The sequence below is a fragment of the Spirillospora sp. NPDC052242 genome, from assembly GCF_040679555.1.
GTDB lineage: Bacteria > Actinomycetota > Actinomycetes > Streptosporangiales > Streptosporangiaceae > Spirillospora.
In genome coordinates this window covers 47,704-71,656 of the sequence record NZ_JBFAUZ010000015.1, presented here as the reverse complement: position 1 = coordinate 71,656, position 23,953 = coordinate 47,704, and the positions used below count along the sequence as shown (strand labels likewise).

20 protein-coding genes and 1 pseudogene are annotated in these 23,953 nt (G+C 72.6%); 3 read left to right on the top strand and 18 right to left on the bottom strand.

Going from position 1 to position 23,953, the window contains the following annotated elements; genetic code table 11:
• Positions 1–46: 46 nt before the first annotated feature.
• From solA to AB0L25_RS14775, 4 genes are read right to left on the bottom strand one after another with little or no spacing between them, the layout of a single operon-like run.
• Entirely contained in the window at positions 47–1,201 is a 1,155-nt protein-coding gene (gene solA, locus AB0L25_RS14790) for an N-methyl-L-tryptophan oxidase (RefSeq protein ID WP_500172122.1), read from the bottom strand.
• Positions 1,182–2,459 carry a DegT/DnrJ/EryC1/StrS aminotransferase family protein gene (locus AB0L25_RS14785; protein ID WP_500172120.1) on the bottom strand — a complete coding sequence of 426 codons (1,278 nt, stop codon included), beginning with the start codon at positions 2,457–2,459 and terminating at the stop codon, positions 1,182–1,184. The genes solA and AB0L25_RS14785 overlap by 20 nt, the downstream gene beginning before the upstream one ends.
• Positions 2,459–3,232: a class I SAM-dependent methyltransferase gene (locus AB0L25_RS14780; RefSeq protein WP_500172119.1), complete on the bottom strand. Its 774-nt coding sequence runs from the start codon at positions 3,230–3,232 to the stop codon at positions 2,459–2,461. Before AB0L25_RS14780 ends, AB0L25_RS14785 begins: the two co-directional genes overlap by 1 nt.
• A gap of 37 nt (positions 3,233–3,269) precedes the next feature.
• The gene (locus AB0L25_RS14775; RefSeq protein ID WP_500172117.1) at positions 3,270–4,013 is read right to left on the bottom strand and encodes a class I SAM-dependent methyltransferase; all 744 of its coding nucleotides are present in this window, start codon (positions 4,011–4,013) and stop codon (positions 3,270–3,272) included.
• A 476-nt stretch (positions 4,014–4,489) separates the two neighbouring features.
• Here AB0L25_RS14775 and AB0L25_RS14770 point away from each other — a divergent pair.
• Positions 4,490–4,759, top strand: a pseudogene (locus tag AB0L25_RS14770) (transposase); the annotation flags it as partial.
• Positions 4,760–4,845: 86 nt separating this feature from the next.
• Here AB0L25_RS14770 and AB0L25_RS14765 read toward each other — a convergent pair.
• The 14 genes from AB0L25_RS14765 to AB0L25_RS14700 form a co-directional block, all read right to left on the bottom strand.
• A complete protein-coding gene (locus AB0L25_RS14765) occupies positions 4,846–6,810 on the bottom strand; it encodes a GMC family oxidoreductase N-terminal domain-containing protein (RefSeq protein ID WP_500172115.1) in 1,965 nt (654 codons plus the stop codon).
• 102 nt (positions 6,811–6,912) lie between these two features.
• A complete protein-coding gene (locus tag AB0L25_RS14760) occupies positions 6,913–8,304 on the bottom strand; it encodes a class I SAM-dependent methyltransferase (protein WP_500172113.1) in 1,392 nt (463 codons plus the stop codon).
• A gap of 1,065 nt (positions 8,305–9,369) precedes the next feature.
• Positions 9,370–9,543, bottom strand: coding sequence for a hypothetical protein (locus AB0L25_RS14755; protein WP_500172111.1), 174 nt, complete (start codon positions 9,541–9,543; stop codon positions 9,370–9,372).
• Between the two features lies 1 nt (position 9,544).
• Positions 9,545–9,844, bottom strand: a complete 300-nt coding sequence (locus tag AB0L25_RS14750; protein ID WP_500172110.1) for a hypothetical protein — start codon at positions 9,842–9,844, stop codon at positions 9,545–9,547.
• A 711-nt stretch (positions 9,845–10,555) separates the two neighbouring features.
• Entirely contained in the window at positions 10,556–12,172 is a 1,617-nt protein-coding gene (locus AB0L25_RS14745; protein ID WP_500172108.1) for a class I adenylate-forming enzyme family protein, read from the bottom strand.
• The gene (locus AB0L25_RS14740; RefSeq protein WP_500172106.1) at positions 12,169–12,942 is read right to left on the bottom strand and encodes an ABC transporter ATP-binding protein; all 774 of its coding nucleotides are present in this window, start codon (positions 12,940–12,942) and stop codon (positions 12,169–12,171) included. The genes AB0L25_RS14745 and AB0L25_RS14740 overlap by 4 nt, the downstream gene beginning before the upstream one ends.
• A gap of 19 nt (positions 12,943–12,961) precedes the next feature.
• Positions 12,962–13,735: an ABC transporter ATP-binding protein gene (locus AB0L25_RS14735; RefSeq protein ID WP_500172104.1), complete on the bottom strand. Its 774-nt coding sequence runs from the start codon at positions 13,733–13,735 to the stop codon at positions 12,962–12,964.
• Complete coding sequence (locus AB0L25_RS14730) at positions 13,732–14,628, bottom strand: branched-chain amino acid ABC transporter permease (RefSeq protein ID WP_500172102.1); 897 nt, start codon at positions 14,626–14,628, stop codon at positions 13,732–13,734. Before AB0L25_RS14730 ends, AB0L25_RS14735 begins: the two co-directional genes overlap by 4 nt.
• On the bottom strand, positions 14,628–15,512 hold the full coding sequence (locus AB0L25_RS14725; RefSeq protein WP_500172100.1) for a branched-chain amino acid ABC transporter permease: 885 nt from the start codon (positions 15,510–15,512) through the stop codon (positions 14,628–14,630). The genes AB0L25_RS14730 and AB0L25_RS14725 overlap by 1 nt, the downstream gene beginning before the upstream one ends.
• Positions 15,513–15,530: 18 nt before the next feature.
• Entirely contained in the window at positions 15,531–16,703 is a 1,173-nt protein-coding gene (locus AB0L25_RS14720; RefSeq protein ID WP_500172098.1) for an ABC transporter substrate-binding protein, read from the bottom strand.
• Positions 16,704–16,731: 28 nt separating this feature from the next.
• A complete protein-coding gene (locus AB0L25_RS14715) occupies positions 16,732–18,399 on the bottom strand; it encodes an alpha/beta fold hydrolase (RefSeq protein ID WP_500172096.1) in 1,668 nt (555 codons plus the stop codon).
• A gap of 1 nt (position 18,400) precedes the next feature.
• Complete coding sequence (locus AB0L25_RS14710; RefSeq protein WP_500172094.1) at positions 18,401–18,955, bottom strand: LeuD/DmdB family oxidoreductase small subunit; 555 nt, start codon at positions 18,953–18,955, stop codon at positions 18,401–18,403.
• Positions 18,952–20,316 carry a 3-isopropylmalate dehydratase large subunit gene (locus AB0L25_RS14705; protein ID WP_500172092.1) on the bottom strand — a complete coding sequence of 455 codons (1,365 nt, stop codon included), beginning with the start codon at positions 20,314–20,316 and terminating at the stop codon, positions 18,952–18,954. The genes AB0L25_RS14710 and AB0L25_RS14705 overlap by 4 nt, the downstream gene beginning before the upstream one ends.
• Before the next feature lie 14 nt (positions 20,317–20,330).
• A complete protein-coding gene (locus tag AB0L25_RS14700) occupies positions 20,331–21,197 on the bottom strand; it encodes an isocitrate lyase/PEP mutase family protein (protein WP_500172090.1) in 867 nt (288 codons plus the stop codon).
• Between the two features lie 280 nt (positions 21,198–21,477).
• Here AB0L25_RS14700 and AB0L25_RS14695 point away from each other — a divergent pair, with 280 nt between their 5' ends.
• Positions 21,478–23,127 (top strand): FAD-binding protein, encoded by a 1,650-nt coding sequence (locus AB0L25_RS14695; RefSeq protein ID WP_500172088.1) that lies wholly within the window; start codon positions 21,478–21,480, stop codon positions 23,125–23,127.
• A gap of 42 nt (positions 23,128–23,169) precedes the next feature.
• Positions 23,170–23,949 carry an IclR family transcriptional regulator gene (locus AB0L25_RS14690; protein WP_500172086.1) on the top strand — a complete coding sequence of 260 codons (780 nt, stop codon included), beginning with the start codon at positions 23,170–23,172 and terminating at the stop codon, positions 23,947–23,949.
• Positions 23,950–23,953: the final 4 nt, after the last annotated feature.

The following is a 23,953-nucleotide window of genomic DNA, read 5'->3' as shown; positions in this document are numbered from 1 at the left end:
CCGGCGGAAGAAGGGCGCTTTCACGAGGGAGGTGACGTTCCCGTTGTCATGTCTTCTCGGTCAGGAAGCGATCAGGATCGGTGAACGGCAGCGCGACGGTCGGCGTCTCCCCGACGGCGGTCTGCGCCAGGAACTCGCCGATCCCCGTGGCGTGCTTGAATCCCTGAGAACTCTCGCCGGTGGCCACGATCAGCCGCAGGTCCCCGCCGACCGGTCCGAGCACGAACTGGTCGTCCGGGCTGTGCGTCCCCATGCACACCGACACCCGGGTCGGCACCGGACGGACGCCGGGCAGTGCGCTCGAGACGACCCGGCCGAGCTCGTCCCAGTCCGCCACGGACGTCGAACGGTCGAGGACGTCGGGATCGATCTCCGGCGGCACCCGGCCCTTGGTCTCCAGGCCGAGCTTCACGTCATCGCCGTCGTAGGCGCCGCACCCCCACAGCACCCGCCCGTCCCCGCACTCCCGCTTGAACATCGGGAACCGGTCCACCGAGAACTCACCGGGCGAGCCCTCCGGAGCGAACCACGTGATGGGCTTGCGGATGGTCTTCAGCGGGAGCCGCGGAATCAACGTGGCACACCACGGACCGACCGCGACGATCGTTCGCCGAACCCGAAACTTTCCGGTGGGCGTGTGCAGGACGACGCCCCCGGACACCGGTTCGATCCGCACGACCCGGGTGTCGCTGTACACCCGGGCGCCGATCCGCACGCTCGACGTGACGGCCGCCCGAACCGCCGCTTCCGGACGCAGCAGTCCCGCGGACGGCTCCCACACCCCCACATGTCCGGCCGCCACGTTCTCGTGCTGCGGGAAACGCCGCTTCAGCTCCGTGGCGTCCAGGCGTTCCACGTCGATGTCGAAGTCGCGGGCGTTGGCGAGCGTCTCGCTGATCATGCGGCCGTCCGGCGCGCCGATCAGCAGGCCACCGCTGAGATCGAGCAGCGGTACCCCGGCCGTCGCCTCCAGCGTTCGCCACAGGTCCAGCGACAGCTTCGCCAGCGCGACGAGACCCGGGTGCTCGTAGCAAGTGAGGCGGAACATCCGGCTTCCGCCGTGCGAGGAGCCGAATGCGTGTCCCGGCTCGAACCGCTCGAAACCGAGAACGTCGACCCCTCGATGGGCCAGTCGCCACAGCGTCGCCGATCCCCAGGCGCCGAGGCCGACCACGCCGATGTCAGCGTCGAAGTGAGCCATGATCCTCCCTCGGCTTGTCGTCGATCTCGTCGTGCCGCGCGTCGGCGAGGACCGCTGTCAGTGACTCCTCCAGTGCCCGGGCCAGGTGGTCGACCTGATCGTCCGACAGGCCCGGATGGCACGGCAGGTTCACATGCCGGGAGAACCAGCTGTCCTCGGCCACCGGGCACTCACCGGGGCCGTGGCCTTGACGCCGCCACTCCGGGCGCAGATGCAGCGGAAAGTAGCGGAGCTGGACCTCCACGCCCCGGCTGTCCAGTTCGCGGAGGATCTGGTCGCGCGCGCCGCCCCCGGCGTCCACGAAGAACGTGTACAGATGGTGAGCGTGCTCGACATCCGGTGGCGCCGAGTGGGGCCGCACCCGAGAGATCCGCTCCACGACCGCGTCGAGCCGAGCGGCGATCTGCCGGCGCCGTTCGATGAGGCTCCCGAGCTTGGCGAGCTGGCTGAGGCCGACCCCGGCGGCCGCCTCGGGCATGTTGGCGTTCGTCCCGCTTCTGAACACCTCGACGCAGGCACGCTGGTACGCGCCGCCGTGGAACTTCATCCACGGTAGCGAGGCCGGTGCGGGGTCACCGGTCACGTCCAGCGGAACGAACCGCCCGTCGACCTCGTTGGCCCGCACCTGCCGAACTCGTTCGGCCCAGTCATCGCGGTCGAAGGTCAGCATGCCGCCCTGGCCCAGCGTGGTGATGTTCTTGGTGGCGAAGAAGCTGAAACAACCGATGTCGCCGAGGCTGCCCGGCCGTCGTCCGCGGTAGGAGGCGCCCAGGGCGTGCGCGCAGTCCTCGATGACGACCGCTCCGTGCCCCCGGGCGAGTTCCACGATCCTGTCCATGTCCGCGGGCATCCCGCCGTAGTGCACCAGCACGACGGCCCTGGTCCGAGGACCGATCAGGGATTCCAGCGCGACGGGGTCCATGTTGAGCGATCGGGGGTCCACATCGCAGAAGACGACCCGGGCGCGCTGCTCCAGGAGCGCCTGAATGGTCGCGTGGTAGGTCTGCGGCGTGACGATGACCTCGTCACCCGGTTCCAGCCCGAGCAGGCGGATCGCGATCTCGAGTGCCACCGTCCCGCTCGTGACCGACAGGGCGTGCCGGGTGCCGGTGTACGCGGAGAAGGCGGCCTCGAACGCCTCCCGGCGATGCCCTCCGGAAAGCGGATCGTTCGAACGGATGAGCTCGGCGACGGCCGCCAGGTCTGCGTCGTCGAGCAGGCTCGCCCGGTGCGCGAAGGAGACCTCGTAGGCACGCATCAGATCACCCCCCGGTGCAGGTCAGGGCGAGGTGAGACGGGCCGGATGCCCTCGACGAAATAGAAGGAGAGATTTTGGTACATCGTCGCCGCGGCGGCCGGGGATCGCGTGCGAAGTACCCCGTCGATCCACGCCAGCCGTTCGGCCATGACCCTGCCGAGGCCGGCCCGCCGCCACAGGTTGCGGGCGGGGTTCAGATGTCGGGCGTGCAGGAGGGGCAGGAAGCGGGTGACCTCGGGAGGGTAGTCCCGGTCGTCCATGTCACTGATCAACTGCGGGGACCAGAGGCTGTCGATCGCCACGACGCGCCCCCCTGGCCGGACGAGAGCGGCCCAAGCCCGCACGGCCTGCTCCGGCCACGGCAGCGTCCACAGCACGTGGCGGGATATGACGGCGTCGACAGGACCGAGATCAGGTGGCGGCTGCTCCGCCGCACCTCGGACGAGAGCGAGGTTCGTCAGGCCGCGGACTTCGGCCGCGGTACCGCACATCCTCAGCATCTCCGGGGAGATGTCCAGCCCGACGACCCGGTGTCCCAACTCCGCGAGCGAGAGGGCGACGAATCCGGAGCCGCAACCGACATCGAGGATCTTCTTCGGTTCGGTCGGGGGGAACATGCGGGCGAGGAGCAACGACCAGGCCCGCCGCCGGGGATCGTCGGGTTCGAAATGATCGTGGCCGGCGTAGCTCTCAGCGGTCGCGTCCCAGTACCGCTGCATGGACTCCGCCATATCGGCCTGAAGCTGAGCCGTTCCGAGTGGACCGGTGTTCATCGGCACTCCTTGATGAGTAGAGCCGGTGGGGAACCTCTCATCGCGCAGGACGGACGCCCTCGACCAGGAAGTAGCCGAGGCGTCTGGTCATCGGGCGCTCGTGTACCGGGACTTCCGCGTGGACGACCGCATCCATCCAGCGCAGCTCCTCGACCATGACCTCTTCCAAACCGGATCGCAGCCAGAGATTCTCGACCGGATCGAGGTCGTGGGCGTGCAGCAATGGCAGGGAGTCGAGGACCTCTGCCGGGTACTCCCGGCCGGTGGTGGCTCGGAGCAGTTCCTCGGAGCGCAGCGCGTCGACGCCGAGGACCTTGCCACCGGGTCGGACGAGGTCGAACCAGGCGCCGAGGGCGCTCTCCGGACTGGGCAGCGTCCACAGGAGGTCACGGGAGATCACGACGTCGAGCGGCCCGAGGCCGCCCGGCGGCCGTTCGGCCGTCCCCTCGACCAGCCGGAGGTCGTCGAGTCCGCGACGCTCGGCCTCGGCCCGGCCGACCCGCAGCATGCCCGGGCTCACGTCGAGCCCGGTCACCGTGTGGCCGAGCGCGGCCAGGGTGAAGGTCAGGAAGCCGGAACCGCACCCCACGTCGAGAATGCGCAGCGGCCGCGTGGACGGAAGCAGGCGGCTGAGCAGGACCATCCATGCCTGGCCGTGTACGCCGGTGTCGTCCAGAGGGCCGGGCCTGTGATCGCCGATCGCGGCGGCGTCCCAGTAGTCCCGGACGATCGCGGTGATGTCGATGCCGAAGTGGTCGATGTCGGCGGTGCTGGTGCTCATGGCCCTCCGAGTCGCTCGGGCGGCTGGGATCGCATCGTGTCGTCGAGGGAGACCGGGACGTTTCGCCGTGCGACGCGGCGGCACGCCCGTGGCGAGACTCGTCAGGTGCTTTGGTCTGCGGCTTACCGCTGCCTGCGCCGGTTCCTCCGGCGCCCGTGGCCCTCCGCAGGACGAGAACGCGGAAGCAGTCGTCCCGTGGACGGATGGGCGAACCGCAGGTGAGAGCTTCATTGGACCTCTTCATGGCAGCGGACACGGACGGAACCTGGCCGAACGTCGGCGCCGAGACGGGTGGCGGGCCGGACACAAGAAGGAGGCGAACACTGAATGTGATAACGACAATCACTCTCAATAAGGAACATAACATGCCCCCTGCTCTTCGTTGAAGGGCTTGTCACGGATTGGCTCAGGGAACGCAGGAGCGCCTGCCGGACCACACTTAGAAGCCGTAACAAAATGTGCACACATAGCGACATGTGGTGACGGTCGGCCGTGCTGTGGAATGGGTGCCTAAGGGGAAAAATCTCCGTGGTGGTGCTGACAGCCTGCGGAAACGGATCGAGCAGTTACTGCGCGAGGTGAAGCGCCGCAAGCGTCATGCCGGGCGTAATCGGCTGGACGACCGCAAGGTGATGTGCGGCATCTTGTTCGTGCCGCATACCGGGATCCGGTGGGAGTGCCTGCCGCCGGAACCGGGGTTCGGGTCGGGCATGACGCGGTGGCGGCCAGCCGGCCGAGTGGCACCGGGCGGGTGTGTGGAAGCGACTGCACCGGCTGCTTCTGGAGGAGGAGCTGCACGCCCCCGCCGGGTCTCCGTCCCGGCGGGGGCGGTTCAGCCGAGGATGTGCCCGGCCGTGCGACGAGCCAGCGCCATGCAGGTGATCATCGGATTGACGCCGAGCGCCGACGGGAAGGCGCTGGTGTCGCCGATCCACACCCCGGCGGTGTCGTGCAGTTCCCCACTGGGTTTCGCCACGCTGTCGGCCGGGTCGGTGCCGAGCCGGGCGCTGCCCATCTGGTGCGCCGAACTGAGAACGTGCCCGCCGAGCCCGAGCGGGATGGCCTTCCATTCGGCGAGCACCTCGGCCAGGTCGTCGCCGCGCCGCCAGGTCCGCGCCGGGACGCCGGGGGTGAGCGGATAGATCTCCTCCGCACCGGCGGCCTCGTGCAGCCGGGCCACCATCTCGAGCGCCCGGTACAGCGCCGTCCGGTCGGCCTGTTCGGCCAGTGGGAACTCGTGCACCGCCTGCCCGCGGTCGTCCAGTGTCACGGTGCCCTCGCTCTTGTCGCCGATGATCGCGACCAGGGCGGAGACGTTCCGCATCTTCGCCATCCGGGCCTTGTGGTCGGCGGCGTTCACCCAGGGGAGGGTGGCGGCGGTGGCGCCGACCTGCGAGGCGACCGACTCGATCAGGAAGCCGGTGCGGTCGGCGTCGATGTCGGCGGCGAACTCGTCCACCATCGCGGCCTGCGGCGGGCCGGTCCACGGCTCCAGGGCGTCCGCGTACCGGCCGGAGGCCAGGATGACGGGGTGCAGGTGCAGGTGCCTGCCGACGGCGGGGCCTCCGATGCCGGAGCGCTGGAGCAGGGCCGGGGTCTCCAGTGCCCCGCAGGCGACCACCACGTTGGCAGCGTGCACGGTGAGCGCGGTCGGGGTGCCGTCTGGACCGAGCGCGGTGGCGGAGACGCCGGTGGCACGGCCGTCCTCGACCCGGATCCGGTCGGCGCGGGTGCGGATGAAGACCTGAGCACCCTGCGTGGCGGCATCGAGGAGGAAGGTGCGCACGGTGCTCTGCTTGGCGCCCGTGCGATCACCGTAGGTGAGCAGCGAGCCGCGGTCGGCCTCGATCAGCCTGGGGTCCAGGTTGAGCAGAGCGCGCCGATACCTCCAGCCGAGGGCCTGCGCTCCGGCCACCATCTTCCGGTGCGGGCCGTTGTACACGCTCGCTTCCTCGTTGGCGCCGAGACGAGCGAGCACTGCGTCGATGTGCGCGTCGAACTCGGGGCCGTCCACATCGGACAGTCCGTGCCGTTCGGCCCAGACGGCACGGAGAGCGGCCGGCGGGCGGACACAGTTGGACAGGTTCACGGTGGTGCCGCCGCCGAGGGTCGCACCGGCCCAGAGGCTGACGTTGCCTTCCGCGGTGGTGTGGGAACCGCCACCGCGGTAGTAGACGTTGGGGCCGGCCTCGATCTCATGCTGGATCGCGTTGTCGCCGTCGAAGTAGCCGCCCGCTTCCAGGATCACCACGGATCGGCCGGCCGCGGCCAGACCGGCGGCGATCACGGCGCCGCCGGCGCCGGAGCCGATCACCACCGCGTCGGCGCGGACCTCGCCGGTGGGGGGCGGTACGGCCGGGTGGATCTGGTGCGGTAGTGCGGGCGCGGTGCCCGGCGCCGGGTAGCCGATGGTGCTCCAGAACGGGTTGGTGCCGGACTCGTCGACCAGGGTGTAGGCGAGACCGACCGTCATGGCGCGCAGCGCGGCGACGCCGAGGGCGGCCTCGGGCGCCGCCGCGGCTACGCCGGCGATGACGGGTTCGCGCTTCTCCGGCGGGGCGTCGGCCAGACCGACGCCGGTCAACGCGTCGAGGAGCTCGACGATTCCGGCGGCCGCCTCGGGGCCGAGCGCCTGGGTGATGGCGAACTCCGCTGCGCGGTGGGTGCCGACATCGGTGCCCGTCCGGCCCCAGAACCCGTCGACGTCCTCGACGCCGGGCGGCGGGACCGCCGCGACCCAGGTGTCCGCCAGGGCCGCGAGGGTGCGCCGCTGGGCTTCGGTCAGATCAACGGACACGTCGTCTCCTCAGGCAGAGCGGAACACCCGCGTCGAGTGCATGTATGGGCGTGATGTCGGGGGAAGGTAAGGCTGCTCCACCGGCCGCGGATCCCGTGCGGTTCAGACGGCCGGGTGGTCCGTCGACTCTGCGGTGTCCGGCGCCTGCACCAGAAACAGCCGCTGCCCAAGGGGGGCGAGAGCGTGGTCCTCTGCGGGCAGCGTCGCGTGCAGGACCAGCCCGGCCCCGGCGAACACCGCGGCCCACTGAGCGCGGTCGAGAAAGCTCGTGGCGGTGCGCGCCCGCACGTCGAGGGGCGGAGCCATCATGAACGCCTGCGAGGCCAGAATCTCCACGTGCTCCCGGGTGGGCTCGCTCACCAGCAGCCAACCGCCCGGAGTGAGCAGCCGCGCCAGCCCGCGCACGGCGGCGTCGATATCGCGGGCGGCGTTGAGCGCCCCGGCCGCCACCACGACGTCGGCCGAGCCGGGCGAGAACCCCTGGACGATCGGTGACCGATTGAAGTCGAGGACGGCGAAATGAGCGTCGGGCAACCGCGATCGGCCGGTGCTCAGAAAGAACCGGGACACGTCAGTGGCGGTGTAGCGGAGCCGGATACCGGCGCTCGCGGCCCGTGCCAGCACGACCTCGGACGTGGCGCAGGTACCCGCGCCGACCTCCAGCACTCGGGTAGCTCCCGACGCACCGAGGCGGCACACGGCACCGGCGATCGTCTCGTTGAGGAATCGGGCGGTCGCCGTATCGCGGTAGACGGCGTCGGCGAGTTCGGTGCGCCCCTCAGGGAACAGCAGCATCGCCGCCGCGATGTCACCGGTCAGCAGTCCCTCGAGGGACTCGGCGTTGCGCCGCAGGTAAGTCACGAAGGCCGGTCCTCCGAACCCGCCCTCGACCCACTGCCGATGAGCAGCGTCCCAGGCCGCAGACTCGGCGCCGGACCCTACGGGCCGAGTGCCCCGGTAGCCATCGCCGTCCCGGGAGATCCATCCCGCCTCGGCGAGTGCCCGCAGCCACCGGCCGACCAACGGCACGTGCGGCGGGGCGACTCGCGCGGCCGCGACCACGGTGGCCGTGGTGTAGATCCGCGTCGGGTCGTCGAGTACGCCGCCGCCCTGCAGCACGCGCAGCATCGAACCGAGCGCGGCCGTCTCGAGCGTCGCGACGAGGCACTGGGCGGCGGTTCTCGACGGCACTCCGCCGACGCTCTGGGCTGCGGCGGAGGCCGCCGCGACCACGTCCGCCGGATCTGCGGCGAGCGCACCCCGTCGAATCTCCGCGGCCGGGAACAACAGTTCGGCCCGCCGGTCGACATGACCACCGATGACCTCGACTCGACGGACCTGCCCGAGTCCGCTTCGGTCGGCATCGGGCTCGGCACACAGCCGCTCAAGCGTCGCGGCGTCGACGACTATCCGCGTGGCACCGGTCCGCTCCAGCATCGCCAGAACCCTTGCCGGCGACTCCGCCGGATCGATCCGTAGAACATCTTCGCGCACGCGGTGGCTCCTTCCGCGGGGAACGGGCCCGGTAATGGCGACGCAGCGGCGGGACAGATGCGCCGCGTTCGACTGCGACGTCAATGCCCACAGGGACTCTTGGACGATGGCGCCCGGCCTCCCGAGCGACGAACCGGTCGTCCTAGGTGGTTTGGTCTTTGGGACGGTGCAGGGTCCACAGCGGATCGCCTCCGTAGCGTCACCGGCCACCTTATATGAGAACGATTATCACAACCAAGACCTGGCTTTACCTGCCGTGGCCACAGACCCAAGCCACCAGTGGCCGGTAACTGGCCGGTGAAGCCGTCGCCGGACGGGCCCCATGCGGTCAGGACGGAAAGTCACGATGTCCCAGCAAGACGCCCACCAACGACACCACGCAGCGACATGAACGTCCTTGTGGGTAGGAAGTCGACCACGCGGCCGAGAACTCGCCCTCATCCAGCATGTACGGAATCCATCGGCCTCGTCGACGAGATAGCCGCAGTTGCAGGGGTCGGCGAATATGTCCCGCGACGCATCCAACGGCGCAACCCAGGACGCGCACCACGAACCGCCCCGCTGCCGCACCCAACGCCGCCGCCGGACCAACCGAAGGCACCGTCAAGTCCATCTGGCCCGCATCTACGCCAAGCTCGGCGCCGAAACCCCGCACCGCAGCCGCCGCCGCCGACCTCGAACTCATCCGCCGCTGACCGGCCCCGTAGCCCTGGCCCCGACACCAGAGGAGGCCAAGTAACCCGCCGGAAGGTCATGGAGGTTCACCGACTGCGGCACGTGGCGAGGGCATGCCAGGCGACCGCGTCGAAAGCGTCATTGGTGCGGATCCACTGGTTGAGTTCTCGGCGTGTGTTCTGGGTTTCGGGGGTGTCGGCCCCAGGGCCGGCCGCGGACATCGTTGCATGACCTGCCCCGACGGCGCCGACACACCGCTCGCCCGCGCAGTTTTCGCACGGCGCCCGGATCGAGGTAATCGTCCCCGCGGAGCAATACCTCGCCGGGCCTACCCGAAGAACACCACGCCGGGTACAACGGTTGGAACGCAGCATCGGCTCCGTCGAAGAATCAGCTCGCCTCGCGTCGCTTCTTCCATTCGGCGTCGGCGGCCTCGAGGTGGTCGCGGATGTCGTCACTGCGGTCCGCGCCGCCGTTGACGTCCCGGCACGCCTGGCCGTCCTCGGCCCACAGGGCATCGTCGGCGAGGTGAAAGGTTCGTTGTGGGCTGCCCGATGTAGGCATGTCAGCCGCCCAGCTTCACGACCAGCGAGCGCAGGTGAGATGTTGCGGCGTTCTCCTTGCCGCGCTTCGCCCACGCGGCGATGTGTTCGCTGACCAGTTCGGCGAGGCTCGCACGCTCGTCGTCGCTGAGCTCAACCGTGGTCGTGGTGGTGGTCCGGCAGTCGTAAGCCCTGAAAAGAATGTCTCCAACTGCCTGTTCGGCCGCAGAGGGCTTGAGGTTGCGCTGAGCATGCCAATCGGCACTGTTGTTGACGACCCCCCAACCGTGCAGGGCTTCGTGATTGGTGAGTTCGAGCCTCATGGGGCCGGTACCTCTCGCTGCAATGGTGTGGCCACACCCTATGCAGGCACCCTACGCGGGTGTGGCCGCACTGACCGGCCGGACGACACGCCCACCACTGAGATGGTAGGCCGCGTACAGGCGGTGGTCACCGATGGCGTCGATGAACGCCTTGAGAACCGTTTTGGCCGGTCGGGCTCGGTGTGGCCAACCCGGTCGACCTCCTGTACAGGTGCGAACGAATAATCCCGCTGTCCAGGTCAGGGGTCGGGCTGCCACGGGCCGCCGCTGAGCAACAGGGTGATGCAGTCGGCGGCCTCGGTCGGATCCGTCTTCTGGCCGCCCAGCGCCGCCACCGACCCCGGCGCCGCCAACGGCGGCTACTACGGGCCCAGCGGCCGGTTCAACCTGGGCGGGCCCACCGGCCCCGCCCGGCTGCCCCGCCGCGCCCAGGACGTGCCACCGCCCGACTCTGGACCCTCGCCCAAGACCTCACCGAGACCCACCTCGTCCAAGCCCTGCACCGGCCCTGAACAGAAACCCCGAGCGTGGGTCGGCTCGCGCGGGGCCTGTCGGTCAGGCAGATGGACGGCGTGCGTTCGTCCCGGGGGCGGCGGCGCCCCCGGCCCCGGAGGCCCGCGCAGACGGTGCTCGGGCGGGCGCGGGGAGGGCTGGCCCCCAAGGTCCACCTGGCCGTCGACGGACGCGGCCTGCCTCTGGTGGGGCGGCCCGTCAGCCGGCGGCGTCCGGTGCGCGCAGTTCGCGGCGGAGGATCTTGCCCGACACGCTCTTTGGCAGTTCGTCCTCGATCAGGACCTGCGCGGGGGCCTTGTAGACGGCCAGCCTGCGGCGGCAGTGTTCGCGCAGTTCGTCGCCGGTGGCGGTGGCGCCGGGGCGGAGGCTGACGTGGGCGCGCACGGTCTCGCCGCGGTAGGGGTCGGGGACGCCGACGACGGCCGCCTCCCGTACCGCCGGGTGCTCGTACAGGACGTCCTCGACCTCGCGCGGCCAGATCTTGTAGCCCGCGGCGACGATCATGTCCTTCTTGCGGTCGACGAGGTAGACCCAGCCGTCCGCGTCCATGAAGCCGACGTCGCCGGTGAGCAGCGTCCCGTCGGGGAAGGAAGCGTCCGTCTGCTCCGGGTTGCGCCAGTAGCCCGCGGCGACCTGCGGGCCCGTGATCGCGAGTTCGCCGACCTCGCCCGGCGGCAGCGGCTCGCCCCGCTCGTCGCGGATCTCGACGCGGACGCTCGGCAGCGGCACGCCGATCGAGAGGCTCCCGGACGTCTCGTCGACCGGCGCCCGCGTGCCGAGCGGCACGGCGACGGCGGCCGACGTCGTCTCGGTGAGCCCGTAGGCGTTGTGCACGTAGACGCCGAAGGCGTCGGCGAAGCGGCGCACGGTCGCGGACGGGACGGGCGCGCCGCCGCTGAGCACCTTGGTCAGTGAGCCGAGGTCGTGCGCGCGGGTGGCGGGCTCGTCGAGGAGCGCGATGAACGCGGTGATGGAGCCGATCGTGAACGTCGGCTTGTAGCGTTCGACCAGCGCGGCGGCCGTCGCGGGCTCGAACCGGTAGGTCAGGACGAGCGGCAGGCCGGCGCCGAGGCCGAGCGCCAGGTGCATCGCGAGGCCGGTGATGTGGAACAGCGGCGCGATCGTGAGGACGGAGTCGGTCTCCCCCAGCCCGATCCAGGTGCGGCACGCGGCCACCTGGTAGGCGAGGTTGCGGTGGGTGTTGACCGCGCCCTTCGCCGGGCCGGTGGTGCCGGAGGTGTAGCTGAGCAGCGCGGGCTCGTCCGGGCGGTTGATGGTCGCCTTGCGCGGCGCGCCGCCCTCGTCGAGGATCGCCTGCACGTCGTCGGGCCGGTCGCCGTCCGGCCAGGGGCCGGTGGGGTCGGCCGCGAGGGCGCCGTCGCGGGAGTAGAGGACGTGCTCGGGGGGCTGCGGCAGCGCCGCGACCGTGGGGGCGGCGGCGGGGTGCGCGATGAGGACGCGGGCCCCGGAGTCGGCGAGCAGGTGGGCCAGCTCGCGCTCCTTGTACATGGGGTTCACCGGGACGACCGTCGCGCGCAGCTTCCAGACCGCGAGGACGGCGAGGACGCAGACGGGCGTGTTCTGCAAGGCGATCGCGACGCGGTCGCCGGGCCGGACGCCGCGCCGTTCGAGCCCGGCGGCGAGGGCGTCGCTGAGCCGGTCGGTGTCCGCCCGGTCGAGGGTGGTGCCGAAGTAGTGCAGCTGCGGGGCGTCCGGACGTTCGGCGGTGCGGATCCGAAACAGCTGGAGGACGCTCCCCGCGTCGGGGACGATCTCGCCGGGCACCCCGGCGCCGTACAGCTTCCGCCAGTTCACGTGGTCGCTCCCCTCCGGGCACGGTCCTCGTCCGGCGCGGTGTCCCCCGCGGGTTCCCGCGCCGATTCCTCGTCGATGCCGAGGTGCCGGGCGATCGTCGCGGGGTCCTTCTCCAGTTCGTCCGGTGTGCCCTCGGCCACGATAGCGCCGCGCTGGATCAGGCAGGCGTGGTCGGCGAGCGGGAAGGCGAGCGCGGCGTTCTGCTCGACGAGCAGCATCGTCATCCCGGCGGAGCGGATCTCGGCGATCGCCCCGAAGACCGTGTCGACGAGCGCCGGGGACAGCCCCATCGACGGCTCGTCCAGCAGCAGCAGGGACGGGGCGGTCATCAGGGCGCGGCCGATGGCGAGCATCTGCTGCTCGCCGCCCGACATGAGCGCGGCCGTCTGCCGGCGGCGCTCGGCCAGCCGCGGGAACAGGTCGTAGACGTCGTCGGCCAGGGCCTTGCGGCGCCGCCCGCGCGCGTAGGCCGACAGGTCGAGGTTCTCCTGGACGGTCAGGCAGCCGACGACCATCCGACCCTCCGGCACCAGGGCGAGGCCGCGCCGTGCGACGCGGTGCGCGGGCATGCCGGTGATGTCGGCGCCGTCGAACAGGACGCGCCCGCCGGACGGGCGGAGCAGCCCGCCGACGGCCTTCATCGTGCTCGACTTGCCCGCGCCGTTGGCGCCCAGCAGCGCGCCGACCCGGCCCCGGGCGAGGGCGAGGTCGAGCCGGGCCACGGCGCGGATCGACCCGTAGGTCACCTCGAGCGACTCGACGGTCAGCATGGTGGTTCTCCTTCCGGGCTCATTTGCCGAAGTACGCCTTGCGCACCTCGGGGCGGCGCAGGCAGCGCGCCGGCACGTCGCAGGCGATGACCTCGCCGGACGCGAGCACGGCGACCTGGTCGCAGATCTCCTGGATCAGCCGCATGTTGTGCTCGACGACGACGACCGCGGTGCCGGTCCGCCGGAGCCCGGCCACGAGTTCGCCGATCCCGGCCCAGTCGGCGGCGTTCATCCCGGCGGTCGGCTCGTCGAGCAGCAGCAGCCGGGGCTTGGACATCAGCGCCCGCGCGATCTCCAGCCGCCGCTGGTCGCCGTAGGGCAGCGTCTCGGCGAGCCGCCCGGCGGCGTCCGCCAGGCCGACCGAGGCCAGCACCTCCATGGCCCGTTCCCGCAGGTCGCGCTGTTCGGCGCGGGCGCGCGGGGTCCCGGCCAGGCCGCGGGCGGCGCCGACCCGCCGGAGCCGGTACCCGCCCGCCATGACCTGCTCGGCGACGGTGAGGCCGCGCAGCAGCCGGATGTTCTGGAAGGTGCGGGCGACGCCCATCCGGGCCAGCGCCGTGGCGCGGAGATGGTGGCAGGGCTCGCCGAACAGGGTGATCGTCCCGGCGTCGGCGGGCAGCAGCCCGCTGATGATGTTGAGCAGGGTCGTCTTCCCGGCCCCGTTCGGCCCGGCGACGCCGAAGACGGCGTCGCGCGGGACGGTCAGCGCGACCGAGCCGAGCACGCTCAGCCCGCCGAACCGCTTGGCCAGACCGTCGATGACGAGCGCGTCGCCGTCCTGTCCGCCGCTCATGACCGCACCTCCGCGACCTCGCGCGCGGCACCGGCCGGGGACGCGGCGGACCGCCGCTCCCGCAGCCGCCGCCAGCGCAGCGGGTCGATCAGGCCGCCGGGCACCCAGATCATGATGACCAGCAGCAGGACGCCGTTGATGATGGACTGTCCCTGGCCGATGAACTGGTTCACGTACACCGGCAGCCCGGTGAACACGATCGCGCCGATGACGGAGCCGAACCAGTGGTAGGCGCCGCCGAGGACGACGCACGCGATGACGGTGACGGCCAGGTCGATGTAGAAGCTGTCGGGGTCGATGTAGCGCAGCAGCCCGGCCTGGAGGACGCCGCCGATCCCGCCGATGACGCCGCTGATCGCGAACGCGGCCGTCTGGACGCGGCGGACCGGGACGCCCATCGTCGCGGCGGCCGTCGGGTCCTCGCGGGTGGCGACGGCCGCGGTGCCGAACCGGGACCGGGCGAGCCGCGCCAGGAACAGGCACACGAGCCCGAGCACCAGCACGAGCTGCCACAGCTCCACCTTGACCGGGACGATCCGGCCCTCCGAGCCGCCGGTGAGGTCGCCGAGGTTCACCACCACCACGCGGGTGACGAGGATGAGCGCGACGGTCGCGAGCGCCAGCCAGTGGCTGTCCAGCCGGATGAGCAGCAGCCCGGCCGCGGCGGCCAGCACGCCGCCGCCGAGACCGCCCGCCGCGAGCGCGGGCCACAGCCCGAACCCGGCCTCCGACATCAGGTGCGTCGCGGTGAACGCGCCGGTCGCCGCGAAGCTGACCGTGGCGAAGCTGAGCAGCCCGGCCCACAGCGTCACGTACGTGCTGAGGGCGAGGATCGCGCCGACGAGCGCGAACTCGATCGCGCTGAACAGCAGGGCGAGTTGGGTCGCCGCCATCATGCTCTCCCTAGCTCGACGGTGCGGAACAGGCCGCGCGGGCGCGCGACGAGGACGGCGAGCAGGAGGCCGAACGTGATGGCGTCCTGGAAGGAGGCGGAGATGTACTGCGCCGACAGCACCTGGATCACGCCGATCAGGAAGCCGCCGAACGCGGCACCTCGGACGTCGCCCATGCCGCCGATGACGACCGCCGCGAAGCCGTGCAGGAGCAGTCCGTCGCCGAGGCCGAACGTGAAGGTCTGCCCGGCGGCGAAGAACACGCCCGCCAGTCCGGTCGCGGCGCCGGCCAGCGCCGCGGCGGTGAGGATCGCGACGCGCGGGTCGACCCCGCCGAGCATCGCGGCGCCCCGGTCGTGCCCGACGGCCCGGATCGCCGCGCCGAGCCTCGTCCGGCGCAGGACGAGGTGGATCGCCGCGGTCACCGCGACCGCGCACGCGATCGCGAGGAGCTGCGTCGTCAGCACCCGGACGCCGCCCACCTGCAGCAGCCCGTCCGGCACGGTGCCCGGCGGGAACCCGAGCGGCGCGGCGCCGGTGGCGAGGCTCGCCGCCTCCCGCAGCGCGATCCACAGCGCGACGCTGGTGATGATGGTGCCGAGGAGCTGGTCGCCGCCGCGCGAGCGCAGCGGCTGGAAGGCGATCTGGTCGACCGCGACGGCGGCCACCGCCCCGGCCGCCGCGCCCGCGAGGACCGCCACCGCGAACGGCAGCCCGGCCTCGGTGACCGTCCAGTAGGCGAAGAGCGCGCCCCACGTCGCGTAGACGCCCTGGGCCAGGTTCAGGATCCGCATGGTGGAGAACACGACGCCGAACCCGACCGCGAAGAGCGCGTACACGGCGCCGAGCGAGATCCCGTTGACGAGTTGCTGGAGGAAGAGCATGGTCGGCTCACCCGCCCGTCACGCGGCACCCGCGCCGGCGGGTGCCCACTCGCGCTGCCGCCCGTCCCTCGTCCACGTGACGTGGACGATGCTCTCCGGGGCGTACAGCTGGCCGTCCCGGAACTGGACGGTGCCGTAGATCGTGTCGTCGAGCCGCTCGATGTCCGACAGCGCCTTCGTGACGCTCTCGCGGGTGGGGTTCGCGCCCGCGTTCCGGACGGCGGTGGCCATCATGAACGCGGCCATGTACCCCTGGGCGGCGTAGGCGTCGGGGTCCGTGCCGTACTCGGCCCGGTAGGCGCGCGCGAACTCCTGCCCGGCGGGGCCCGCCTTCCCGGCGTAGAAGTACACCGGGAACGGGACGTCGGCCAGCGTGGCGCCCGCGGCCTTGAACGCGCCGGGGCTGCCGACCACCTCGGTGGTGACGAGCAGGCCCCGGTAGCCGCGGCTGCGCAGCGCCTTGACCAGGGAGATCGTGGACTGCTGGAGCGTCGAGATGACGATGGCCTCCGGGTTCTTCGCCATGAGCTGCCCGGCGGCGCCGCTGAAGTCGGTCTGCGCCGCCAGCGTGTCGACCGTCCCGAGGTCCCGGACGCCCGTCCCGGCGAAGCCCTCCTGAAAGGACTTCAGCTGGGACATCCACCCGGAGTTGTCCTGGGTGACCACGTAGGCCACCGAGGCGGGCCGGGCCTCCTCCGCCACCTTCCGCGCCAGCCGCTTGTTGGCCTCCTGCGGCAGGGTGGTGGTGCGGACGACGTACGGCGGGTCCTGGAGGCCGAGGTCGGTGGCGCCGTAGATGTTCAGCGGCAGTTCCGCGTCGGACGTGACGACCTTCACCGCGCCCGCCACCGGGGACAGGATGCAGCAGAGGGCGCCGACGACGCTCTGGTCGACGGAGAGCTGCCGCGCCTGGTCGACGGCCTGCGACGGCTTCTCGGCGCCCTCCTTCTTCACCAGCGTGATCCTGCGGCCGCCGCCCAGGTACCCCTCGCGGTTGACCTGGTCGACCGCCAGCTCGATGCCGTTGGCGAAGGTCTGCCCGGCGAAGGCCACCGGCCCGGTGAGCGCGGTGATGAAGCCGATCTTCACCTCGCCCTCCTCGGTCCCGCCGGTGCAGGCGCCGGCCAGCGTGGCGGCGGCGATGGCCGCGGCGAGCGCGGCCAGTGACCGGCGGCGCAGTGTTGGTGCCATGGCGTCTCCTCGGACGGTGCGCGCGCCCTCAGCGGGCGGCGAGGAACTCGATGTAGCGCCGGACGGTCGCGTGGACCGCGGCGGGATCCTGGTCGGGGTACCAGCAGGTCGCGGGGGTGGACTCGATGCGGACGCCGTCCGGTGCGGCGGCGCGCAGGGCCGGGAGGTTGTCGGCCAGCATGTCGTCCGGGCCCGCGCAGATCAGCGCGGGAACGGTGAGCTTCGGCAGCCGCTCCCGCGTGGGGTAGCGGAACGCGGCGGCGTAGCTGAGCTGGTACGTCGGGCCGCTCTGCAGCAGCCCGACCGTCCAGTCGTGCAGTTCGCGGGGGCGCGGGACGCGCAGCGGGCGGGACGCGGCGGTGCGGTCGCGGTACCACGGCCAGAACAGGAACATGTCGCGCCGCATCCCCCACGCCCGGACGAGGTGGGAGCCGAACCGGTCGGCGCGCAGCGGCGGCAGGTAGTGCTCCAGGATGTCGGAGGTGAGGTCGGGCGGCAGGAGCGGCGGCGCCTCCAGGACGGCGCGCCGCACCAGGTCGGGCCGGCGCACGGCCAGTTCGAGCGCGATCACGGCCCCGGTGTGGGTGCCCCACAGGTGCACCGGCCCGGCGGCCCGCCGCTCGACGACCTCCGCCACCGCGTCGGCGAGCCGTCCGATGTCGACGGGGTCGCGCCACGGCTTGTCCGACTCGCCGTTCCCGGGGTGGTCGGGCGCGATCACGTGGAAGTCGTCCGACAGGCCGCGCATCAGCGGTTCGAGCGGCCCGGCGGATCCGGGCGCCGAGTGCAGCGCGATCAGCGGCGCCGCCGCCGGGTCCCCGGCCAGGCGCAGGTGGACCTGCCCGAGCGACGTCGTGACGAACTCCCGCCGCACCCCCGTGGCGCGCACCCCGGTGGCCGCGCTTCCGACCGGGGCGCCGGACGGGACGTCCGCCGGCGGCAGCGCCCTGCGCGGCGCGGGCGCGTCCGCCGGGACGGCGGGGACGGGCGGGCGGCCGTGGGCGCGGGACAGCCGGCCGAGCCACCGGGCGACCGGGGACGGGCCGGTGCCGCCGGACTCGACGACCGCGGTGGGCGGCATCGCCCCGGCGAAGGGGTCCTCCCCCGCCCGGCACCACGCCTGCCACAGGGCCGCGAAGCTCTCGGGATGCTCGGCGAACGCGACGACCGTCCGGTCGAGCGCGGCGGGGGACGGCAGCTCCGCCCGTCCCGGGACGGCCGCGCGGGCCGCGCCGGGCGGGAACAGGTGCGCGTCCCGGACGAGCTGCCACAGCCGCGGCAGGTGGGAGCCGTCCGCGCGGGGCGCGACGTCGGGCGGCGGCGTCTCGCGGGCGGCCGCGAGGTAGCCGGGGTCGACCTGGACGAGTTCCCGGCAGCCCGGCGCCCGGCCCGCCACGGCGGCGGCGAGGGCGCAGGACATGTCCAGCCCGACGACGGTGTGCACGCCCAGCGCGGCCGCGACCTCGGCGAGCGCGTCGGCCGCCGGGCCGGGGCCGGACGCGGCGCCGGACGCCGACCCGCCGACGCCCGGGAGGTCCGCGACGGCGACGGGGCGGCCGGGTGCCTCCAGCACGATCTCCTCGGCCAGCGGACGTCCCGACCAGCGGATCCCCGGCAGCACCAGCACGCCCGGACGGTCGCCGGTGAGCCACGCCCGGACCTGCCCGTGGGCGGTGTCGAAGTGGTCGCCGCGCATGTCAGCCCCCCGCCGCGGCCCGGCGCCCGTGCTCGCGCAGCAGCAGGTTGAGGCTGCCGCCCGCCTCCAGCACCTGGATCGTCCGGTCGCTCGGCGGGTCGCCCGCGAGCTCCGTGCCGTCCGGGAGCCGGACCGCCGCGCGGCGCCAGTCGACCTCCACCGGGTCGAAGCGCCGGACGGCCGCCGCGATGCCCGGCACGGCGACCAGCGGCATCCCGTTGTAGGTCTCGCCGCGCCAGAACCCGGGCGAGAACGACTCGGCGAGGACGGCGCTGATCCCGAGGTTGCGCAGCGCGACGAGCGGCGGGTAGTGCGGGTGGCCGTAGCCGAAGTTGCGCCCGCCCACCACGACGTCGCCCGGCTCGACCCGGTCGGCGAAGTCGGGGTCGAAGGCCCGCATGCAGACCGCGCGCAGCTTGCCGGGGTCGTAGTACTTGATGTTCTCCACGCCGATGATCAGGTCGACGTCGAAGTCGTCGCCGAAGATCCACGCGACGCGGCCGCGCAGGACGTCCGGCAGCGCGGAGGTCGCGGGGTCGGTCCCGGTGCCGGTCATGACACGACCTCCCGCGGGTCGGCGATGCGTCCGGCGACGGCGCTGGCCGCGACGGTGTAGGCCGACCCCATGTAGATGTCGGCGCCGGTGCTGCCCATCCGGCCGGAGATGTTGAGGACGCCGGTGGAGATGCAGTTCTCGCCGTCCTGGAGCGGGCGCGCGTAGCCGAAGCAGAAGTCGCAGCTGGAGATGGCGATGTCGGCGCCCGCGTCGCGCAGCACGTCCAGGAGCCCCTCTTCCTCGGCCTGCCGGTGGATCACCTGCGAGGTCGGGACGACGTTGAGCTGGACCCCCGGCGCGACCCGGCGGCCCCGCAGGATTTCGGCCGCGGCGCGGATGTCCTCGATGCGGCCGCTCGCGCACGAGCCGATGAACGCCCGCGTGATGGGCGTCCCGGCGGCCTCGTCCACGCCGAGCGTGTTGGCGGCGCGGGCCGACCCGGGCAGGACGACCCGGGGCCGCAGCGCGTCGAGATCGATCGCGTGGGTCGCGGTGTAGCCGGCGTCGGCGTCGCTGTACAGCGGCTCGAACTCGGTGCGGGCGACCCGCCGCGCGTACTCCAGCGCGAGGTCGTCGGGGTTGAAGATCGCCGAGACGGCTCCCGTGAACATCGCCATGCCGCACAGTCCCTGGCGGCGTCCGATGCTCATCGCCTCGGCGCCGGGGCCGGTGAACTCCATGACCTGGTGCGCGCAGCCGTCCGCGCCGACCCGGGCGATGATCTCGTGGATGAGGTCGCGGTTGTCGACGCCCGGCGCGAACGTCCCGGTGAGATGGAAGCGGGTCGAGGCCGGCACGTCGAGGAAGATCTGCCCGCTGACCCACGCCTCCAGCAGGTCGCGCCGCACGCCCCAGCCGAGCGCGCCGAACGCGCCGAGGCCGCTGATGTGCCCGTCGAAGTGGATGAGGAACCTGCCCGGGAGCGCGTACCCGAGTTCGGCCGCCACCTGGTGCCCGATGCCGCGCCCCTCGTGCACGGTGATGCCGTAGAACTCGCCCCACCGGCGGGTGACGTCGTGGACCTCCCGCTCGCGGCCGTCGCCGTTGGAGAGCATGTGGTCGATGAAGATGAGGTAGCGCTCGGGGTCGTCGACCTCGGTGATGCCGAAGTCGTCGTGCATCTGCTTGAACATCAGGTCGGTGTAGCCGGGGAAGTCGTAGGCGACCATGTGGTCCGGGCGGAACGGGTGGTTCTGCCCGGCCCGCACGTCGTCGAGGCCGCCGGCGCGGGCCAGGATCTTCTCCGTGATCGTCCGGCCGCCGGACGCGCCGGCGGCCGTGCCGGCGGGGCCGGTCGACGCGGCCGGCGCCAGGTTCCTCGCGGCGATCGTCCCGTCGCCGCCGGTGCTCGTCGAAGTCATCCTCGGACCCCCTTTCAGGCGGTGGCGGCGGGCAGGTAGGTCTCCTGCGCCTTCTCCACGTCGGCGAAGCCGATCAGGTCGACGAAGTCGTGGTGCGGCAGCGCGTCGGCGCTGACCTGCGCCGGGGGCTCGCCGGACCGCAGCCGCCGCAGGGTCTCCCGCATGGCGCCGGTCGCCGAGAGCAGGATCTGCGTGGGCAGCAGCGCCAGCCGGACGCCGACCTCGCGCAGCACCTCGGGGGTGAGGTCGCGCTCCACCCAGGTGGAGGCGGTGAGGGTGGCCATCAGGGGGACGCCGGTCCGCTCGCGGCACTCGCGCCACTCCGCCACCGTGGCGAACGTCTTGGTCACCGGCATGATCATCTCGGCGCCGGCGGCGACGTAGGCGTCCGCGCGCTCCAGCGCCTCCCGTCCGACGGTGTCGGTCCGGGCGATCACGACGAGGCGGTCGCCGACCGCGTCGCGGACCGCGCGGATCTTTCCCGCCGCCTCCTCGACGCCGATCACCGGGACGGGGTCGCCGACGCAGATCGGGCAGCGCTTGGGCGACTCCTGGTCCTCCATGAACACCGCGGCCACGCCCGCGTCGGCGAATCGGCGCGCGGTGCGGGCCGCGTTGACCGCGTTGCCGTAGCCGGTGTCGATGTCGGCGATGACCGGCAGGTCGCTGGCCTCGAGGATGCGGCGGACCGCGTCGAGGTTCTCCGACATCGTGTAGAGCTCCGCGTCCGGGAGCCCGAGCGCCGCGGAGATCGCGAAGCCGGACGCGCAGAGGGCGGGGAACCCGGCCTGCTGGGCCAGCCGGGCGGTCAGCCCGTCCCAGACGCCCGGGGCGTACACCACGTCGTCGGCCATGAGGTCGCGCAGACGCGTCGCTGTCATGGGAGCACCTTTCCGCATTCCGGAATAGATTCCGCCATGACAGTAGATTTGGTTCCTGCGGCTGTCAACGGGTTCACATTCGCGAAATCTTCTGCAAGAGTTGCTGGTCAACGGATTGCGGACGGAACCGCCGCCGTGATTCGGGCCGTCCGTTCGCCCGCTCCGGCTGGTCCGCGATGCGAAACGCCTTTCACAAGACCGCCGGCCGGTGCACGTCGGCGCGAGCGCGACGCCCGAGGCGGTGCCCGAACACGCCCGCACGGCGTCCCAGGGAGGGAACATGGACCGCGTCGTCGATCTGCTGTGCGTTGGAGGCGGCCTCGGCGGCCTCGCCGCCGCCGTCCGCGCGCACGACCTGGGCGCCGACGTCCTGGTCGCGGAGCGGTCCGGCCTGGTCGGCGGGGTGGCCGCCTACAGCGGCGGCTTCGTCTGGGTCGGGGCGTCCGGCCTGCCGGGCGCCGAGGCGGACGGCTCCCTGGAGGCGACCGAGTCCTACCTCGACCACGTGCAGGGCGAGGGCCGCCCGGTCGACCGCGCCGCCCGCCGCGGCTACCTGCGCCGCGCGGTGGAGGCGACCCGCTGGTACCGCGAGGCCGGGATTCCGTTCGAGGTCATCCGGGGCTGCCCCGACCTCTACCACCCCGCGCCCGGCTCGACCGAGGAGGGACGCCTGCTGGAGTGCGCCGTCCCCGGCGCGTCCCTCGGCCCCTGGCGCGACCGGCTCCGCCCCAGCCCGTACTACGAGACGGGCGTCGCCCGCGGCGACCTGTACTCGCCCCGCGCCCGCGACCGCGCGGAGCTGGACCGGCTTCGCCGCGACGGCGCGGAGCGCGACCTGCTCACCCACGGCTCCGGCCTCGCGGGCGCGTTCGTCCGGGCGGCGCTGACCGAGCGCGGCGTCGACTGCCTGCTGCACCACCGCGCCGTGGAGCTGCTGACGGACGGCGACGCCGTCGCGGGCGCCGTCCTGGACGGGCCGGACGGACGGGTCGCGGTGCGGGCCCGGCGCGGCGTCCTCATCGCGGCGGGCGGGTACGGCGGCGCCCCGGACGCCGCCGAGCTGGAGGACGTCCCGGCGCTGGTCGAGTCGGCCCCGCCCGTGGTGGACGGCGACGGCCTGCTGCTGGCGCAGCGGGCCGGTGCGGCCACCGTGCGCGGCGCCGACCCGTTCTTCAGCGTCGGTTTCCGCTTCCCCGGCGAGACCCACCCGGGCGAACCCGGCCCGGACGGCGGCGTCCCGCTGCACCGGCCGCTGCTGGAGCACCTCGGGCTGCCGCACTCGATGATCGTCAACCGGGACGGGCGGCGCTTCGGCGACGAGAGCTACTACGGCGCGCTGATCGGCGCGCTGCGCCGCTACGACGGGCGCCGGAAGCGCTGGGCGAACCACCCGTGCTGGTTCGTCGCCGACGACGAGTTCCGCCGCCGCTACCGGCTCGGCCCGTACGGCCCCGGCGAGCCGTGGCCGGACGCGATCGTCCGGGCCGGCTCGCCGCGCGAGCTGGCCGAGGCCGCCGGGATCGACCCCGACGGGCTGGCGGCCACCGTCGCCGCCTTCAACGAGGGCGCCGAGCGCGGGACGGACGACGCGTTCGGCCGCGGCACGCTGCCGTTCGTCCGCCGCGCCTACGGCGACCCGGACCGTGTACCGAACCCGAACCTCGGGCCGGTGGCGACCCCGCCGTTCTACGCGCTCCCGCTGTCGATCGTCGGGTTCGGCATGGGGACCCTCGGCCTGTGGATCGACGGCGACGCGCGGGTGCTGCGCCGGGACGGCCGGGCGGTGGCGGGCCTCTACGCCACCGGCAACGCCGCCGCCACCAAGGAGCTGAAGGGCTACGTCACCGGTCTCGCCAACGCCCGCAACCACACCTACGCCTACGCGGCCGCGACGCATGCCCTGACCGAGCGATCCCCGACCGGTCGGTAGTATCCGGAACATGTACCGGATTACGGAACGGCGGGAGAGCCCATGATCCCCGACGACCAGGAGGGCGGCGAGAACAAGAACATCGTCGGCTCGGTCCTCAAGGCGTGCCAGCTCATGGAGTGCTTCACCCGGGAGACGCCCGCCCTCACGCTGAACGCCATGACGTCGGCCACCGGCATGAACAAGACGACCGTCCACCGGCTGGCCGCGACGCTGATCCGGGCGGGCTGGCTGACCCGGGGCGACCGCGGCACCTACCGGCTCACCATGAAGCCCTTCCGGGTCGGCGCCGTCGCGCTCGCGGACCTCAGCCTCCGCGACGAGGCCGAGCCGTTCCTGCGCCACCTGGCCGAGCGGTTCGGCGACACCGCCTACCTGATGATCCCCGGCGCGGAGGGGGCCGTCTGCGTCGAGCGGGTGCAGGGCAACAACCCGGTCGTCGTCAACTCGGTGGGCGTCGGCACCGTCCTGCCCTACCACACCGCCGCCGGACCGGTCGTCCTGCTGGCCCACTCCGGCGAGCTGCGCGAGCGCTGGCTCGGCCGCGACCTCGACCAGTACACGTCCCACACGCTGACCGACCGGGCGTCGCTCGCCGCCCGGCTCGACGCGGTGCTCCGCGACGGCTACGCGATCAGCGAGGAGGACTACCTGTACGGCGTCGGGGCCGTCGCCGCCCCGGTCCGGGACGCGCAGGACGACGTCGTCGCCACGCTGAGCCTCGGCGGCGTGAACGCCGGATTCCGGGGCCGCCGGCTACTGGAGATCATCGAGGAGGTCACCACCGCCGCCCGCGAACTGTCCGCCCGCCTCGGGCACTGACCCT